The organism is Paenibacillus tyrphae (assembly GCF_027925525.1).
In the GTDB taxonomy this organism is placed as follows: domain Bacteria; phylum Bacillota; class Bacilli; order Paenibacillales; family NBRC-103111; genus Paenibacillus_G; species Paenibacillus_G tyrfis_B.
In genome coordinates this window covers 1-628 of the sequence record NZ_BSDJ01000093.1, presented here as the reverse complement: position 1 = coordinate 628, position 628 = coordinate 1, and the positions used below count along the sequence as shown (strand labels likewise).

The 628-nt window shown below is 62.1% G+C and carries 1 protein-coding gene; it reads right to left on the bottom strand.

Annotated features, from left to right (window positions below):
- Positions 1–628: AMP-binding enzyme (locus tag QMG93_RS34990; protein WP_281944517.1), on the bottom strand; the 628-nt coding region annotated here is incomplete at both ends.

The following is a 628-nucleotide window of genomic DNA, read 5'->3' as shown; positions in this document are numbered from 1 at the left end:
AGCTCGAAGAAATGATCCTTCACGCCGATTCTCTCTGCGCCAAGCACCGCCTGCCACACGGCAGCCAGCGTCTTCTCCGCCTCGCTGCGGGGCGCGACATACTCCTCTCGGGCCGCTGCGCTTCCTTCCGGCGCCGGCAGCGCCTTGTGATCCAGTTTTCCATTCGGCGTTAACGGCATCTTCTCCAGTTGGACGAAGTGCGACGGAATCATATAATCCGGCAGCTCTTGCGACAGCGCTCCCCTCAGCTCACGCACCGTAAGCTCGCGGTCCGCCACGAAGTACGCGCACAGCTCCTTCCGGCCTCCTTCATCCTCGCGCACCGTGACAACCGCTTCCCGAACGGAAGCCGTTTTAAGAAGCTGCGCTTCCACCTCGCCAAGCTCGATGCGGTACCCCCGAATCTTCACCTGATGGTCGATCCGGCCCAAATATTCGATGCTGCCATCCGGCAGCCATTTCGCCAAGTCGCCCGTCCGATACATCCGCTCCCCGGGTGCGAACGGATTGTCCACGAACCTCTCCGCCGTCAGCTCAGGCCGGTTCAAGTAGCCCCGCGCCAAGCCTTCGCCGGCAATATACAGCTCGCCTTCCACCCCGATCGGCTGAAGCCGCTGCTGCTTATCCA